Source organism: Saccharothrix longispora (assembly GCF_031455225.1).
Lineage (GTDB): Bacteria > Actinomycetota > Actinomycetes > Mycobacteriales > Pseudonocardiaceae > Actinosynnema > Actinosynnema longispora.
This window is the reverse complement of record NZ_JAVDSG010000001.1, coordinates 2,438,599-2,454,026: the sequence shown is the minus strand read 5'-3', so window position 1 is coordinate 2,454,026 and position 15,428 is coordinate 2,438,599. Positions and strand designations below refer to the sequence as shown.

Annotated in this window: 9 protein-coding genes, 2 pseudogenes and 2 CRISPR repeat arrays (1 of these 13 running past the window's edge); of the genes and pseudogenes, 2 read left to right on the top strand and 9 right to left on the bottom strand. The window is 69.3% G+C overall.

The window, feature by feature from the left end; all coding sequences use genetic code 11:
- Window positions 1–1,834: a CRISPR direct-repeat array (repeat unit 28 nt; unit sequence GTCTTCCCCGCGCGAGCGGGGGTGGTCC); it reaches 281 nt to the left of the window's first position.
- Window positions 1,835–2,157: 323 nt separating this feature from the next.
- Entirely contained in the window at window positions 2,158–2,979 is an 822-nt protein-coding gene (locus J2S66_RS09835) for an alpha/beta hydrolase (protein WP_310306447.1), read from the top strand.
- Here the strand turns inward: J2S66_RS09835 and J2S66_RS09830 are convergent.
- The 9 genes and pseudogenes from J2S66_RS09830 to J2S66_RS37115 all read right to left on the bottom strand — a co-directional run.
- Complete coding sequence (locus tag J2S66_RS09830) at window positions 2,966–3,223, bottom strand: hypothetical protein (protein ID WP_310306445.1); 258 nt, start codon at window positions 3,221–3,223, stop codon at window positions 2,966–2,968. The genes J2S66_RS09835 and J2S66_RS09830 overlap by 14 nt on opposite strands.
- 63 nt (window positions 3,224–3,286) lie before the next feature.
- Window positions 3,287–4,585 (bottom strand): helix-turn-helix domain-containing protein, encoded by a 1,299-nt coding sequence (locus J2S66_RS09825; RefSeq protein ID WP_310306443.1) that lies wholly within the window; start codon window positions 4,583–4,585, stop codon window positions 3,287–3,289.
- Between the two features lie 1,629 nt (window positions 4,586–6,214).
- A complete protein-coding gene (locus tag J2S66_RS09820) occupies window positions 6,215–6,661 on the bottom strand; it encodes an Imm1 family immunity protein (protein WP_310306441.1) in 447 nt (148 codons plus the stop codon).
- Window positions 6,662–6,738: 77 nt separating this feature from the next.
- Window positions 6,739–7,482, bottom strand: a pseudogene (locus J2S66_RS09815) (transposase family protein).
- Window positions 7,483–8,073: 591 nt separating this feature from the next.
- The gene (locus J2S66_RS09810) at window positions 8,074–8,499 is read right to left on the bottom strand and encodes an Imm1 family immunity protein (RefSeq protein WP_310306438.1); all 426 of its coding nucleotides are present in this window, start codon (window positions 8,497–8,499) and stop codon (window positions 8,074–8,076) included.
- The gene (locus J2S66_RS09805) at window positions 8,487–9,269 is read right to left on the bottom strand and encodes a DddA-like double-stranded DNA deaminase toxin (RefSeq protein WP_310306436.1); all 783 of its coding nucleotides are present in this window, start codon (window positions 9,267–9,269) and stop codon (window positions 8,487–8,489) included. Before J2S66_RS09805 ends, J2S66_RS09810 begins: the two co-directional genes overlap by 13 nt.
- Before the next feature lie 471 nt (window positions 9,270–9,740).
- Window positions 9,741–11,295: a CRISPR direct-repeat array (repeat unit 28 nt; unit sequence GTCTTCCCCGCGCGAGCGGGGGTGGTCC).
- 389 nt (window positions 11,296–11,684) lie between these two features.
- Window positions 11,685–12,647, bottom strand: a complete 963-nt coding sequence (locus J2S66_RS09800; protein WP_310306434.1) for an aminoglycoside phosphotransferase/kinase family protein — start codon at window positions 12,645–12,647, stop codon at window positions 11,685–11,687.
- A 104-nt stretch (window positions 12,648–12,751) separates the two neighbouring features.
- The gene (locus tag J2S66_RS09795; RefSeq protein ID WP_310306432.1) at window positions 12,752–14,209 is read right to left on the bottom strand and encodes a helix-turn-helix domain-containing protein; all 1,458 of its coding nucleotides are present in this window, start codon (window positions 14,207–14,209) and stop codon (window positions 12,752–12,754) included.
- A gap of 87 nt (window positions 14,210–14,296) precedes the next feature.
- A pseudogene (locus J2S66_RS37115) lies at window positions 14,297–14,440 on the bottom strand (transposase); the annotation flags it as partial.
- 96 nt (window positions 14,441–14,536) lie between these two features.
- On the opposite strand from J2S66_RS37115, the gene J2S66_RS09790 reads away from it, so the two are divergent.
- On the top strand, window positions 14,537–15,421 hold the full coding sequence (locus J2S66_RS09790) for an IS3 family transposase (protein ID WP_310306430.1): 885 nt from the start codon (window positions 14,537–14,539) through the stop codon (window positions 15,419–15,421).
- Window positions 15,422–15,428: the final 7 nt, after the last annotated feature.

Below are 15,428 nucleotides of genomic sequence, written 5' to 3'. Positions count from 1 at the left end.
GGGCCTGCTCACGGCGACTGGTCGGTCTTCCCCGCGCGAGCGAGGGTGGTCCGCAGGCGCTCAAGGGGATCGACGCGCCGGTGAAGTCTTCCCCGCGCGAGCGGGGGTGGTCCCTCCGGGTGGTGGTCGGGCCACTGCATGGTGTGGTCTTCACCGCGCGAGCGGGGGTGGTCCGTAGGCGACCGACCCCTCGTCGCCGTCCGGCGAGTCTTCCCCGCGCGAGCGGGGGTGGTCCGGCACGCAGGACCATCGGGCGTCGTCTGAACACGTCTTCCCCGCCCGAGCGGGGGTGGTCCGGCGCTGCCGGAGGTCCTGACGGACGAGGCCGTGTCTTCCCCGCGCGAGCGGGGGTGGTCCTCGCACCGCTGATTTCCACGGTGTCGCCGTTGCGTCTTCCCCGCGCGAGCGGGGGTGGTCCCGCCGACCGCGCGGTCAGGGCGGCCAAGGCGGCCGTCTTCCCCGCGCGAGCGGGGGTGGTCCCGGGTGGTGCCTAGCGGCTGTAGGTCGATCCGAGTCTTCCCCGCGCGAGCGGGGGTGGTCCGCTGGGCCTGTCCGGTCTGTCCGAGGCGCTCGAGTCTTCCCCGCGCGAGCGGGGGTGGTCCCTCGGCCGGTTGAGCGCGCGGCACAACCGCGTCGTCTTCCCCGCGCGAGCGGGGGGTGGTCCCTGTGCGCGAAATGTCTGCCCGAATGGGTGGAAGTCTTCCCCGCGCGAGCGGGGGTGGTCCGAACGGGCAGAACACGCCCGCGTCCCGGCCGTAGTCTTCCCCGCGCGAGCGGGGGTGGTCCGGCGGTGGAGATCGGCACCACCACCAAGGCCAAGTCTTCCCCGCGCGAGCGGGGGTGGTCCGAACGGGCAGAACACGCCCGCGTCCCGGCCGTAGTCTTCCCCGCGCGAGCGGGGGTGGTCCGGCGGTGGAGATCGGCACCACCACCAAGGCCAAGTCTTCCCCGCGCGAGCGGGGGGTGGTCCGGTGGTGCGTTCCTCCTGGACGTCGAACACCGGGTCTTCCCCGCGCGAGCGGGGGTGATCCGTCCTCACCGCGGCCGACGCGCACCCCCAGCACGTCTTCCCCGCGCGAGCGGGGGTGGTCCGGAGACACCGGCGTGTCCACACAGGACGTCGTCGTCTTCCCCGCGCGAGCGGGGGTGGTCCCAGGTCGGCACGGCCCTTGACGACGCGGTCGTCGGTCTTCCCCGCGCGAGCGGGGGTGATCCCCGCTCGGCGTCGACCTTCCGCGCGAACGACGGGTCTTCCCCGCGCGAGCGGGGGTGGTCCAGTTACGGTTCACGGAAGGCCCAGTATGGGCAAGTCTTCCCCGCGCGAGCGGGGTGGTCCCGCCTCCGCGGTGCGCCGGCCACGAGGCAGGCCGTCTTCCCCGCGCGAGCGGGGGTGGTCCGCTCCAGGCCGCCATCGGCACGGCCGCCGAGCTGGTCTTCCCCGCGCGAGCGGGGGTGGTCCGGTCTACATCGGCATCTGTTCCGCACTGATCTCGTCTTCCCCGCGCGAGCGGGGGTGGTCCCCAGCCGTGCTCCCGCGCTTCCTCCGGGTGCTGGTCTTCCCCGCGCGAGCGGGGGTGGTCCGCATGTCAGGTGGGAACAACGCAAAGCTGCGGGGTCTTCCCCGCGCGAGCGGGGGTGGTCCCTGATGCTCCACCTCGGTGTCGACCCGAACGAGGTCTTCCCCGCGCGAGCGGGGGTGATCCGCCGTGCCCGCCGTGCCCGCCGTGCCCGCCTACGGGCTCGACGTCTTCCCTCCGCGAGCGGAGGTGGTCCGACCCGCCGTCCAGCCCGCGTCTGCGCATCGTGGTCTTCCCCACGCGAGCGGGGGTGGTCCCTTCGCCAGCTCGATGCCGCCAGCCGTCTTCACGACTTCCACGCGAACGGGTTTCCCGAGCGAGCAGCTGGTGCTGTGGATCGGCGAGTCTTCCCCGCGCGAGCGAGGGTGGTTCTTGGTCGCCATGGTGGGAAGTCCTTACGTGTCAACCTTCCCCGCGCGAGCGGGGGTGGTTACTCGAACTCGACGCTCGCCAGCAGAGGTGGTTCCGCGTCATCGCGTGATGCTTGCTCCTGGCAGGTGCCCTGTTCGATAGCTCTGCCGTGCCGCCGTGATCGTCACCCTGCGATGATGATCGCAGTCGATGAGCTACAGGAGCCGACATGGTCGCTACCAGCGTTGAGACAGCCTTCCGGACTCTTGACGGCCTCGAACTCAGGGGCACGATCGTCACGCCTGCAGTGACAGTGCGTCATGCAGTTGTCCTTGTCCATGGTGGTGGCGTCACTCGTGAGGAGGGCGGCTTCTTCGAACGCTTGGCGGACGGTCTGGCTGACGTCGCTGTCGCGAGTCTGCGCTTCGATCTGCGCGGCCACGGCCAGAGTGAAGGCCGCCAGGAGGACGTGACGTTGTCTGCGATCCTCAACGACATCCGTGTCGCCTTGGCGCATCTCCGGGAAGCGTCGGGTGTCGGTACGGCGAGTCTGCTCGGCGCGAGTTTCGGTGGCGGCCTGTGCGCCTACTACGCGGCCAAGCGGCCTGACGAGGTTCAGCGCTTGGTACTGCTCAACCCTCAGTTGGACTACAAGAAGCGGACGATCGACAGTCGGGACTACTGGTCCGGTGATTATCTGGACGACGAGACGTCCCGGCGGCTGGCCGGGCAGGGCTACATCGACTTCACTCCTACCTTCCGTCACGGGCGGGCCCTGCTCAACGAGGTGTTCTGGTTGAGTCCGCACTTGTCGCTGGGCGAGATCGCCGCGCCGACGCTGATCGTGCACGGGACCAGGGACACTTTCGTTCCGGTCGAGTCGTCGCGCTGGGCTGTGTCCCAGCTCGAGGCCGAGCACCGGTTGGTCGAGATCGACGGCTCGCAGCATGGGTTCGCCGTGCACGACGATCCGGGCTATCTCGACCCTCAGAGCCGGGAGTGGCAGGCGTTGGTCATCCGGACTGTGGCGGAGTGGATCACCGCGGCTTGACGGTGACCGCAGATACCGCGTCGCGCAGTTCCCGCACGGCCGCTCGGGTCTTCCAGGGTTTCAGGGTTCCGACGACCACGGACAGCTCTTTCAGAGTGCGGTCTGAGTCGGTCTGCTGGGCCAGCGTCAGGGATTTGAGCGCCGTGCGGGCTGCTTCGTCGGGTTCGCCTGCCAAGCCCAACGATGTCGCCATGAGCGACATGAAGTAGCCGTAATCACGAGGCGAGAACTCGTGGGCGGACAAGAATGCGCGGTACAGGTCGGCGGCTCGACGCGGACGACCGGCTTCCGTGTGGCAGATCGCCGTCTACATCGCCAGCAACGTGGCGTTGTAGTGGCCGCCGAGCGCTTCGTCGGTGCCGCTGCTCTCCGCATCTGCCAACAGGTGGTGGGCCTCGTCCAGTTTACGGTCGACCTCGATGTCGTCCACTCCGAGCATCGCGTGGGCACGGGCTTCCTGCTGGGCCGCTTCAGCTCTTACACGGACCGGAAGCGACCAAGGGCCGGATTGAGCGGCTTGGCTGAGGGTCAGCATCCGCAGTGCATCGCGCTCGTCGTAGGCGGCTTGTGCCTTCTTCAGCAGGATGTAGCCCTGCATGGAGGTGTCGTTGACTTCTTGTGCCCACTCGGTCGCGCGGTCCCGCCAAAAACTGGCCTGCTCAGGCGCTTGGGCGTCCCGATAGAGCCAACCGGCGAATTCCGCCGCTCTCGCGCCTATCGACAGAAGTTGACGGCGAATATCGGGCTTCACGTCACGCGCCACTTGCCGAATGGCTTCCAGGAGCCCGAGCGCGACCGGCAATGTCTTCTTCGGCCCTTGGCGGCCATCATATGCCATAGCCTCACGGAGTTGACGGCCGAGGTGGCCGACCACTTCCCGGTCCAAAAAGCGGCGAGGGTCCGCCATAGCCTTATCCACCTGGGCGACCTCGTCCGGCCCGAGCGCCGGAAAGATGAAGACGGCGGTCCCTTGCAGAAGAAAGGAGCGGCGGCTTATCGACACGTCGTCGTTACCGACGGGATCGGCATTCACTCCGGACAGGCGAACACCATCCATGATCCACCTGTCCAGGCGAGAGGCAAGGTCACTGGTCGCGATACTCCCCCAGTCCAGCGGCACGAGCGTCAACTGACCGTCGAGTACTACCTGGAGATGCAGCCCGCCGGGTGGTTGCTCACGGCGTTGTTCCGCCTGCACCTTCCGCGCGGGGTCGCCTGTGTCGGGCAACCGGAACCAGAGTAGGTCGTGCGGGATGCGGAGGAGTTCCGCCCAGCGCATGAGCTTGGTCAGGTCGTTGACGGGTTCGCCGTTCTCGATCCTGCTCAGTCGCGTGGAGGACAGGCCGATCCAGGCTGCGACGGTCTCCTGCCGGATGGGATGTCCGTGGTGGGGGTGCGTGCGATAGACCCGGATGACGGCGCCCATGTCACGGGCGAACAGGGCGCGGCGCAGCGGCGGGTGGTTCCAGAACCCGACGGGCACCTCGGACGGCCCGGTCGGGTGGCGGCGTCCGGCCCGGGTGCAGGCACCACAGCGGGAAGCGCGGTTGTCCCGGGCGAGCCGGGTGCCACAGGCACAGTACCGCACCGCGTCGGTCTCCCCCATGACGACCGCCTCCTTCCATTACCGATCACACTGGTCAACCACGTCACGCTACCGATGCCCCAACGTAGCGACACTTGCGTTTTCCGCAGATCAACCAGCAGGCTCTGACACCGGCACCCGATGAAGGGAACTGATCGACGACCTTGCGCCGAGATCTGGACCGCCCTGCGCGAGCAGAAAGACCACCCAGCCGGATATCCGAGACCGCAATGAACCGAATGAAAATGCAGGCATCAACCTGTAACATTGCAGGTCAGGAAGTGTCTTCCCCGCGCGAGCGGGGGTGGTCCGACGATCGAGTACTGGGCCTCTCTCTCGGAGCGGTCTTCCCCGCGCGAGCGGGGGTGGTCCCCGCTCCAACGGCGAGCGGGCGTAGCGGCGCTTGTCTTCCCCGCGCGAGCGGGGGTGGTCCGGTCGGCGTCGGCCGGCCAGGCCGCGCGCACGTCTTCCCCGCGCGAGCGGGGTGGTCCGCGATCGCGCACGGCGGCCGGATCTCCGTGCGGGTCTCCCCGCGCGAGCGGGGGTGGTCCCGCGTGTCTCGGCACGGTCGGCGCGGCCACGGCGTCTTCCCCGCGCCAGCGGGGGTGGTCCGCGATCGCGCACGGCGGCCGGATCTCCGTGCGGGTCTCCCCGCGCGAGCGGGGGTGGTCCGCGAGCGCCGGGCGGGAAGCGGTCGGGGCAGATGTCTTCCCCGCGCGAGCGGGGGTGGTCCCTCCCGCTCGCGCGGGCATCCGCATCCAGTCGAGGTCTTCCCCGTGCGAGCGGGGGTGGTCCTACCTCCACGTCGAAGTTCCCCTCGCCCTGCCAGTCTTCCCCGCGCAAGCGGGGGTGGTCCGCCATCGCCCTGCACCTGCTCGTTCTCGGTGGCGTTCTCCCCGCGCGAGCGGGGGTGGTCCGTCGCCCGGTGCCCTGGTCGGCACGCGCCCGGCGTTCTCCCCGCACGAGCGGGGGTGGTCCTACCCGGAGCACACGGCGGTCCGGTCCGTCCGGGTTCTCCCCGCGCGAGCGGAGGTGGCCCCAGGGTGTGGTGGACGCGCGGCGTGCGGACATGGTTCTCTCCGCGCGAGCGGGGGTGGTCCAGCCGCACTGAAAGGGCAGCAGCACAGCACCGGTCTTCCCCGCGCGAGCGGGGGTCGTCCGCGCTCCGCGAGAAGTTCCGTGAGCTGGTCAGCGTCTTCCCCGCGCGAGCGGGGGGTGGTCCGGTGTCCCGGGCGGATTGGCTCGCCGAACTGCGGTCTTCCCCGCGCGAGCGGAGGTGGTCCGCCCATTCTCGGCCCGATGACAGGGTGGGCCTGTCTTCCCCGCACGCGAGCGGGGGTGGTCCCTCGCCGCCGAACGCGGGGAACTCGGGCTCGGGGTCTTCCCCGCGCGAGCGGGGATGCCCCTCAGCGCCCTGCGATGCACTGTTCAAGCCGCTGCGCCAGGTCATCGAATCGGTCAACCAGACCTTCAAACCAACCTCTGGCCAGAAGGCGCTGAGAACGCCGCAGGAGCCACTACGGCTTGGGGAACGCCTGAGGTCCGTGCGCTTGCCGTTGGCTGTCGTCGGGGTCACGTGCTGGTCATGCGCTGTACGTGACCCGTCGACGTGCTGGCTCGGTCTTGGACTACGCGGCGGATCGGCCGACGTCATCCGGTTGTGGGGTACCACGCGGGGGGTGTCTGCCAGGTGGGCGCGGTCGGCCGTTGTGCAACCACGGTCAAGTACTCGTGTGCCGCTCGGCGCACCACGTCCAGCGGGATTTCGGAATCGACCGGGTACTCGGTGTCCGAATTCATGTAGTAGTACAGAATTCGGCCGTTCGGATTCGCGTGCTGATCGGGTTCGGCTTTGCTGAACCATAGTCCGTCCGGTGAGGTGTAGACGAGTGCGCCCTTACCGGTGTTGCCGTGGACGCCTACGTCCAGGGTCATCCGCCGCATGGCCAGGTCCACTGGCAGGGCCGGTTTCAGGTGCACGATGATCCGGCCGTCCCACGCGGCCACGGCGTCCACCACGGCGTCCAGTTCGGCGGGGGTGCGGACAGTCACGGCGTCGTCCTGTTCCTCGTCGTACCAAGCCTCTAGGTCCACCACGGTTGGGCTCCTCCTGTGTAGCGGGTGCGGGTTCGAGTGCCATTGGCGGTCTGTCCGTACACGGAGGCCTTCCAACTTCATCCGGTGTTGAGGTGTAGTGCGAGGACGACTCCGGTCAGGTCGGTGATACGGGTGGTGGAGCAGCGGAGTCTGCGCAGTAGCCGCCAGGCTTTCAGGGTCGAGACGGCTCGTTCGCCGAGGGCGCGGATGCGGGTGTGGGAGCGGTTGACCGCCTGTTGACCGGGCGAGAGGTTGTGCCACCTGCCGTGGTAGGGCACTCGGATCGGACCGCCCGCGCCTCGGTGGACCTTATCGGCCCAGCAGGCGATGTTGGCCATGGATGGTAAGAGCGTCGACGATGTAGTGGGGGCGGGCCGCGGTCAGATCGTGGACCGAACCGGACAGCGCGGGCGAGGTCCACGGCAGTCGCCCGGCGGGATGGGCCAGGCCTTGGACGTTCATGCCGTGGCGCTTGTGCTTCCGGAGCAGTAAGGGCGGTCTGCGGCGATGCGGTCGATGAGCGGCAGGGTGCCGTCGAGGATGACGTGGGCCTCGCGCGCGGCGATCCGCGTCGCCTCGGTGAGATCCGGTGCGAGGTCGGCCGGAAGCCGGACCGCTTCATGGATGTAACGGCAGACGGTGGCCAGGCCGATGCCGAATCCGGCTGCGAGACGGGTGTATGTGTCGCCGCAGCGCAGGTGCACCAGGACGAGCAGTGCTTGGCGGCCGGGGTCGAGCTCGCGCCACCTGCTGCCGACCCGCCGTCGGTGCGCGGTCAGTTCCCGAGCGAGGAACCGCAGGTGTGACCTGGACAGGTCGATTGCGGATGGGTGGACAAGCGCTCGAAGCTCCTGGTGATGGCCTTGCTCTTGGTCGGGAAGTCATCTACCAGGAGCTTCGCCATGTCTCCACCATGGTCACCGCCCACACGGCCAGGTTGGAAAGGCTCAGTTGAGCATCGACGACCTTGCGCTGCGGTCCGGACCGTCCGCACGAACGGGAAGATCACCCTGTCGGACATTCGAGACCGTAGTGAACCGAATGAAATGCGGGCATCGGCCTGTAACGTAGCAGGTCAGGAAGAGTCTTCCCCGCGCGAGCGGGGGTGGTCCCGCGCCGATTGCGAGCCACAGCAGCGCTTTGGCGTCTTCCCCGCGCGAGCGGGGGTGGTCCCGCGCCGATTGCGAGCCACAGCAGCGCTTTGGCGTCTTCCCCGCGCGAGCGGGGGTGGTCCCAGGACGCGTTCACGCATCCGGCCGTACCGGTGGTCTTCCCCGCGCAAGCGGGGGTGGTCCGACCGCGGCTGGCGCCGGTGCCAGCCGCACGCGGTCTTCCCCGCGCGAGCGGGGGTGGTCCCAACCCGGTTACTTACCTGGCGGGATTCAGCGACTGCTCGGCGGGACCGGCCGGGATCATCGTGAGGGCCGTGGTTGCCAGTCGGTGACGGTGGGACGCTCGCCTCCCGTGCTCATGTACTCGTGGGCGGCCCGGCGCACCACCTCCAGCGGGATTTCCGCGTCAGCCGGGTATTCGGTGTCGGAGTTCATGTAGTAGTACAGCAGTTTTTTGGCCTGGTCGGTTCCGGATGGGTCGACTGGGGCACCTCGACTGAACCACTTTTCGCCTCTACTGGCGTAGTAGAGCGCGCCTCGTTCGCCCTGCCCGTACACACCGACATCAAAGATCGCCCGGCGTGGGTTGTCGGCAACGAACAGTTCCACGATCATCCGGCCTTCCCACTCTGCGACGATGTCCAACACCTTGTCCAGTTCGGCCGGGCTATGGATCATCGTCGGTTCGTCGGTGTCGGCGTCGAACCAGGCTTCTAGAGCCACCACGGTTCCGCTCCTCCTGTGTAGCGAATGCGTGTACGTATGCCGGTTGGGGTAACGCCGTGAACTGTCAGCGTGGCTCCCTTGGGAAGCAGGATCGGCACAAGGGTGTCACAGCTCAAACGACCTTTGCACGGCGCGTTGTTAATGATCACCGTCGCATGGCGCACCTCATTTTCGACCATGTGCGCGGCCAGTTTCATTTCAATATCCGAGTCACGGGTGGTGCCATCCTCCCACCCCTTCGCGACAAGCTGTGCGTTCACCAGGTCGGTACGGGAATCCTCACCACTGACGATATCCCGAACAGTGCCATCCGGGCCGATCCACCGGCCGTGCGTCTTCTGCCCGGATCCACGCACCACAGGCGGAGGCAACTCCTGTCGTAGCGCCTCGATCCGTTCGTTCGGGATCACGAGCGGGTCGTCGGATTCGGCTTGGCGGGCTGAGGACCGTCGGGAGGGCTGTGCCGGGGATTGTGCGGGCCGTTGAGCGGTCGACGCGGGGTCGGGCATCCCCTCAGCCGCCAGGCGGGCCGCGTAGCTCTCGGCGGCTTTCACGGCCTCATTGAGTAGCGGCCAGTAGTGGCCCTTGCACGCGTCCACCACCCTTGTGAACGCGGCCAACACCTGTTCCCCGTCCGCTCCGAGATGACGCGCGCCTTCAAGCGCGCGGGCCAGGATGCCGTGCGCCTCCTGGGCCAGGTCTTCCGCCTGTTCGAGCGCGGTCCGCGCCTGCCCACCCTTTGCACACGCGGCCCGGACCTGAGCGGCCACCTCCCCTGTTGACGCCACCCCCTGCCCCTTCCCCGCAGCGTGAGCGTGGCATAGGGCACCGACAGTCACCAGCCGACACACTCAGACACTCAGTGCCTCTTGAGTTCGAGGTGGTCACGGGGAACTGCGCGAACACGTCGCGGCCTCGCGGAACTCGGCCTCGACCTGTCGGTGCCGGACAGCGAGCCGCTGAAAGTGGTCGCGCAGGTCGGGATGTTTCTGAGCGGTCCAATACTCGACGTCCGCTTCGGCGGCGGGCTGGATCACGGAGAGGTGAGCTCGACCGGTGTGGTGATCCGGGGAGCAGCGAGCCGTTGGGGTCGGACGCGGCCGTCGACAGTCGCGGGGAAGTGAAGACCTCCGCCGCAGCGCCTCCGCCGGAACGCAGCCACTACCGGAAGCAATATCCGAGACCGTAGCGAACCGAATGAAAATGCGGGCATCGACCTGTAACGTGGCAGGTCAGAAAGTGTCTTCCCCGCGCGAGCGGGGGTGGTCCCAGCTGCCCGCGTGGGTGACCACGATCGTTCGGGTCTTCCCCGCGCGAGCGGGGGTGGTCCGCGCCGCTACGGCAAGAACCCCGTCGAGCGGTTGTCTTCCCCGCGCGAGCGGGGGTGGTCCGGTCGCGCGCTCCAGGTCGCCGAGCTTGTGCGGGTCTTCCCCGCGCGAGCGGGGGTGGTCCTGCGCCGAGGGCCTCCGCGACGAACGTCGCGTCGTCTTCCCCGCGCGAGCGGGGGTGGTCCCCCTGCCGGTAGCTCACCGCCCGCCGGGCCATGGTCTTCCCCGCGCGAGCGGGGGTGGTCCGCGCTGCCCGGGATGCGGCACCATCCACACCGTGTCTTCCCCGCGCGAGCGGGGGTGGTCCGGTCACCGTCGCGGAGGGCGGCCGGGCGCTGCCGTTCTCCCCGCGCGAGCGGGGGTGGTCCCAGGTCGAGGGCGTCGCGCTTCTTCTCGAACGAGTTCTCCCCGCGCGAGCGGGGGTGGTCCGTCGTCGAGCAGCGCCATGGCGTCGGCGGTGGCGTTCTCCCCGCGCGAGCGGGGGTGGTCCCCAGGATTTCCGGAGCGCCGGGGGCCGGCCAGGGTTCTCCCCGCGCGAGCGGGGGTGGTCCGGCGGGACGGTCACGCTGATCGCCCCCTACGGCGTTCTCCCCGCGCGAGCGGGGGTGGTCCGCCCCGAAAGCCCGTAACCTACGGACCGCAGCAGTTCTCCCCGCGCGAGCGGGGGTGGTCCCCTGGTGGAGCGCACCGGCTACTGCGCCGACCAGTTCTCCCCGCGCGAGCGGGGGTGGTCCGGCCGGGCTGCGCGCCCTGTGCCTGGCGTTCGGGTTCTCCCCGCGCGAGCGGGGGTGGTCCCAGGATGCGCCGCCACTCCGTGGACGTGTTGCGGTTCTCCCCGCGCGAGCGGGGGTGGTCCCGGGGTGTTCAGCACGGCCTGGACGGTCAGCAGGTTCTCCCCGCGCGAGCGGGGGTGGTCCGACTCGACACGGCGTCGCCGATCGAGGACACCAGTTCTCCCCGCGCGAGCGGGGGTGGTCCCTCAGCGAGCTGCACGACCTCGGCCGGGTCCTGGTTCTCCCCGCGCGAGCGGGGGTGGTCCCTGCTGGAGATGCTCGGGGTGCTCGACGACAGCGTTCTCCCCGCGCGAGCGGGGGTGGTCCCATCGCGCCGGGGACGCTCTTGAACAGGGTCGCGTTCTCCCCGCGCGAGCGGGGGTGGTCCCCCCCACAGGTACGGGATGCCGGTGCGGGCGATCGTTCTCCCCGCGCGGGCGGGGGTGGTCCGTGTTCTGCGACCCGCTCGGTGTCTTCGTCATCGTTCTTCCCGCGCGAGCGGGGGTGGTCCGGTCGCCAGCCCTGGATCCAGGGCGTTGACTGCGTTCTCCCCGCGCGAGCGGGGGTGGTCCCAGCGCCAGGGGCGCGTCGTCGGAGGGCGCGAGGTTCTCCCCGCGCGAGCGGGGGTGGTCCGCGACGTACGTCGTCGAGAAGCGCGGCGGCATCGTTCTCCCCCGCGCGAGCGGGGGTGGTCCCGTCGCGCAGCTCATCTACGCCGGACACGTGAAGTTCTCCCGCGCGAGCGGGGTGGTCCGTCGTGGTCGCGCAGCAGCTTGACGCGGTTGACGTTCTCCCCGCGCGAGCGGGGGTGGTCCCCGGCCTGAGTGGCCGTACAGGGAGGTCAGGGGGTCTTCGCCGCGCGAGCGGGATGGTCCGGACCGCGTGCACCACGTGCACCAGGTCTGGTACGTCTTCCCCGCGCGAGCGGGGGTGGTCCCGGCGCGAAGTCGTTGTCCAGGCTCGTGTGCCCGTCTTCCCCGCGCGAGTGGGGGTGGTCCCCCGGCCGCCAAGCGCTCCGAGCGCCTGGCCGAGTCTTCCCCGCGCGAGCGGGGGTGGTCAGGTCGCGGTGCGCCCTTTCTCAGGTCTACAGGATTCGCCAGCGCTGGTTCGGAGGATCATCGAGTTCGTCGATGCGGCGGTGTACTTCGGCGGCCTGTGGGCTGTCCGGCAGGGATTTGCGGGCGTTGGTAGCGATCATGCGTAGTTCTCGCAGGTCGCGAAGGTCGGGGTAGCCCGGCCAGTCGCGGATGTCGCGGTCGTAGATACGACAGAAGGCGCTGTAGTCGGCGGTGGGGTGGCCGAATCGACGGTGGTGGATCTCGATAGTGGCCAAGTCCCATTCGACAGGGCCCAGGGTGATGTCGTCCAGGTCGCACAGCACGGCTTGAGTCGCGGTTTGCTCGACGGACCGGAGGGGGCGGCCGGTGCAGTGGCGCCAGAGGGTGTTGCGGTGTTGGGGGTCGGTGTGGAGGAGTCGGGCTGTCGAGGTCGAGCACAGCGCGGTCCAGGCGGGCATGAGCCGATCGAGGCGGTCGAGCAGCATGTCTCGTTGTCGCGCGGTGAGGATGCGGCTGGTGGCGATCGAGCGGGTGATCGCGGTGTGCGGGTCCAGTGCGGGACGGGTGATCGGCGGAGGGGGCGCTTGGTGCAGTGCCCGCAGGGGCGCGGCGATGGCCTGGGTGGTGATCGGGTGCCGTTGGGGCAGGTAGTGCCACAGGGTGACCACGTGGCCGTCGATGAACAGCGGCTGGGGTGGTGTGTCGAGCAGGGTCGTGGTGGGCACGTCGTGGCGGGTGAGCCACCGGGTGAGTTCGACCAGGCCGCGGGCGTCGTGCAGGTCTTGGTCAGGATCGACTCCCGGGCGTCCGATCTTGACCACGACTTCGTGGGAGGGGTGGCCGACGAGGTAAACGGCGTTGCTGTGGTGGCGCAGCACTCGGACGTGGCTGCTGTCCAGGCTGGCGATGCGGCATGCCTGTTCCAGCAGCGGTCGAGTGGTGGCGGCGGTGAAGTCGTGTGCGGTCGCCTCGTACGGCCCTGAAGTCACCGTTCCAGTGTCCGGGCGGCCGCCGCCGCCGGTGTGCGCGGGGTGGAGCTGGCGATGGCGGTGGCGGTTCCGGAGGGCGTCGACTGGTTGCTGTCGCGAGGTGGTCACACAGTGGTGAGTTCGCGTAGTTGCCTCACGGCGGACGCTGCGTTCCTGCGCATACCGGGTAGGGCTTCGGCGGCGGTGACGACGTCGCGGGCGCGGATGAGCACGACGGCGGTGCGGTGAGCCGGTTGCAGCTCGGTGAGTGTGGCCGCGGCGAGGTCGGCGCCACCGGCCGGGTCGCCTGCGGTGGCTTGGACGAACGCGCGGTCCAGGCGGATCAACGCCGGATCGATCACCAGTCGAGGGTCGGTGGCATAGGTGTCCAGGGCCTGGTCCTGGGCTTCGTGTGCGTGGGCGACGTCGCCGAGGTTGGACAGCGCGCCGGAGGTGTACAGCGCCAACCGGCCGTGGTTGAAGCGGTAGGCGGCGTGGGGATCGTCATTCGCGCGCAGTTCGGCGAGCCGGTCGGTCAGGCGACGGGCGTCGGCGAGCGCGTGGTGGACGCCGCGGGCGTCACCGAGCTTGCCCAGCGCGCGGGCTTCGGCGGCTGCGGCGAGCACGGCGGCATCGCACACGGTGTCGGCGACCAGTTCCTGGGCGCGCCGGGCCAGGCGGATCGTCTGCTCGGGTGTTTCGTAGTAGTAGGCGAGCATGGTCTGCTGAGCCAGCACCAGGGCGGCCAGCAGCGGATCGTCGCCGTCACGGGCGGACAACAGCGCCGTGCGGTACCAGCGCCTCGCGTCGTCGACGAGCCCGCGCTTCATGTGGGCATCGGCCACCAGCAGCGTCAGCATGGTGATCGCTGTCGACAAGGTCCGGTGGACCGCGAGCGGATGGCGGCGCGCGGCCAGCGCGTGCACCTCGGCGAGATCGGGAACCAGTGAGCCCAGGGCTTCGGCCGGGCCGGTGCGGGTGTACTGCGTCAGGTGGTCGAGCACCTGCTGCTCGACCATCTCCAGCCTGGCGGATGACGCTGTACCGGACAGCAGCGAGTCCAATCGTCTCCGCAACTGCTCGGCGTTGCCGGCGTCCATCGCCTCAGCGCTGGTGTCATTCGGTAGCAGCGCATCCCCTGCTGATTCCTGACCGCCAGCTACCGGCGTTCCACTCGCTACGTCATCACCTACTTCGGCGGGAAGGTGGAACCAGAGAAGATGGCGCGGGATGCGGAGGAGTTGCGCCCAGCGGGTGAGTTTGGTCAGGTCGTTGACGGGTTCGCCGTTCTCGATCCTGCTCAGTCGTGTGGAGGACAGGCCGATCCAGGTTGCGACGGTCTCCTGGCGGACGGGTCGTCCGTGGTGGGGGTGTGTGCGGTAGGCCCGGATGACGGCGCCCATGTCACGGGCGAGCAGGGCGCGGCGCAGCGGCGGGTGGTTCCAGAACTCGACGGGCACCTCGGGCGGTTCGGTCCGGGAGCGACGCCCGGTCCGGGTGCAGGCACCACAGCGGGAGGTGCGGTTGTCCCGGGCGAGCCGGGTGCCACAGGCACAGTGACGCACCGCACCGGTCTCCCCCATGACCGTCTCCCTCCATTACCGACCACACCGGCCAACCCCGTCACGCTACCGATGACCCAACGTAGCGACACTTGCGTTTTCCGCAGATCAACCCACAGCTCCCGACAGCTGTTCGGCGGTGCGGACCCAGTTGCGCAGGGTCTCGTGGTTGACACCCAGCTCGCGGGCGACCTGCCGCAACGGCCGGTCCGGGGAGCGGGCCAGCGCGACGGCGTCCCTGCGGAACTGCTCGGGGTACTTTACTTGCCTAACACGGAGGACATCCTTCGCCCGGAGCGCTGTCTGGGATCAAGGTGTCCGGCTCACGGGGACAACCCCAATGGGTCGTTGACCCGCAGCTACCGGTTCATCTCCGAACATCGCGCCGTCTTCGGCGTCACCCGGCTGTGCAGGGTCCTGGGCGTGCGGCGTCCGGGCTTCTACGAGTGGCTCGCCGCCGCCCCGACCAGGACGGAGCGGGCGAAGGCGGATGAGCGCCTGGCCGCCGAGATCGCCGAGGTGCACGCGGGTCACCGGGGCGCCTACGGGCGTCCGCGGATCGTCGTCGCGCTGCGCCGCCGAGGCCGTCGGGTGAACCACAAGCGGGTCGGGCGGGTCATGCGCGAGCGCGGGGTCGTCGGTCTCACCCGCAGACGCCGCAGGTCGCTGACCAGGCCTGATGCGATCGCGGCGCCGGTACCGGACCTGATCGGCCGCGACTTCACCGCCCCGGCCCCGGGCAGGCGGCTGGTCGGCGACATCACCTACCTGCCCACGCGGGAGGGGTGGCTCTACCTGGCCACGGTGATCGACCTGCACAACCGCGAGGTCGTCGGACACGCGATGGCCGACCACATGCGCGCCGAGCTGGTCCGCGACGCCCTCGACCTCGCCGTCCGACGCGGCCTGACCAGCGATGACGCGGTCTTTCACGCCGATCGCGGGTCGCAATACACCTCCGGACTGTTCCGCTCCGCCCTCGCCGGTCACGGCATCCGGCCATCGGTGGGGCGGACCGGGTCGTGCTTCGACAACGCCGTCGCGGAGTCGTTCTTCGCCACCCTCAAGACCGAGATCGGCACGACGGTCTGGGAGACCCGCGACGACGCCCGCAGGGACGTTTTCGCCTATCTGGGCTACTACAACCACGATCGTCTACATTCGACACTCGGCTATCGCACCCCGCACGAAGCCCGCGTCGGCTATCGTCAGGGTCTCGCCCTCGTGGCATGAAATCCGG

Coding starts and splice junctions, on each gene's coding strand:
- J2S66_RS09795 (WP_310306432.1), bottom strand. CDS start 14,209: ATGGGGGAGACCGGTGCGGTGCGTCACTGTGCCTGTGGCACCCGGCTC.
- J2S66_RS09825 (WP_310306443.1), bottom strand. CDS start 4,585: ATGGGGGAGACCGACGCGGTGCGGTACTGTGCCTGTGGCACCCGGCTC.
- J2S66_RS09835 (WP_310306447.1), top strand. CDS start 2,158: ATGGTCGCTACCAGCGTTGAGACAGCCTTCCGGACTCTTGACGGCCTC.